The organism is Streptomyces sp. AC627_RSS907, assembly GCF_019049165.1.
In genome coordinates this window covers 1-702 of record NZ_JAGMUE010001253.1, presented here as the reverse complement: position 1 = coordinate 702, position 702 = coordinate 1, and the positions used below count along the sequence as shown (strand labels likewise).

Below are 702 nucleotides of genomic sequence, written 5' to 3'. Positions count from 1 at the left end.
GCCTCGTATGGTCCGGGCAGCCATGTCCCGAGCGGCTACGGGCAGGGGCCGTACGCTCCCGGCGGCCCGAGCTATCCCGGCTACGGGGCGGGCCACGCGCATGCGGGGCAGGCGTACGCGCACCCAGTGCCGTACGGAGCGGGATGGCCCCACGATGTGTGGCGGCCGGACAACGCGCAGGGCACCGCCGCACTGGTGCTGGGAATCGTCGGGCTCGTGCTGTTCTTCAGCATCGTCTTCGGCATCGTCCTGGGCGCGCTGGCGATCATCTTCGGCGCACTCGGGCGGGGTAAGGCGCGGCGCGGTGAGGCGAACAACGGTGGCGCCGCGCTGGCCGGCATCATCATCGGGATCGTCGCCTGTGCGGCGAGCGTGGCCATGATCTTCGTCTACGCCGTGACCGGTGTCGACGAGGACGGCGAGGGCGAGCGCGACGAGCCGTATGGCAGCACGGCGCTGGTGCGGGCCCAGGTGCTGGCGGAAGGTTCGGTGGGAGGGGCGTAGCGGGCTCAGCCTGAGGCCCCTTCTGCCCGGCGAAGCCGGCGCTTGGGCGCCGGCGTGCGGGAGGGGGCGCGGCGAGGCGTCTGCCCCCCATGCCGGCGCGGGCTCATACAGAGTCAGGCCCCGTGCCCCGGCCGCACCGTGCCCGGGGTTCTTGGGAGGAAGCGCCGCTCGTGCCGGCGGTGGCCGTCCGGCCGTGAC

General features: G+C 73.8%; 1 protein-coding gene. It reads left to right on the top strand.

Features of this window, described 5'->3' with window-relative positions; genetic code table 11:
* Positions 1-504: DUF4190 domain-containing protein (locus KUM32_RS41330; protein ID WP_217146781.1), on the top strand; the 504-nt coding region annotated here is incomplete at its 5' end.
* Positions 505-702: the final 198 nt, after the last annotated feature.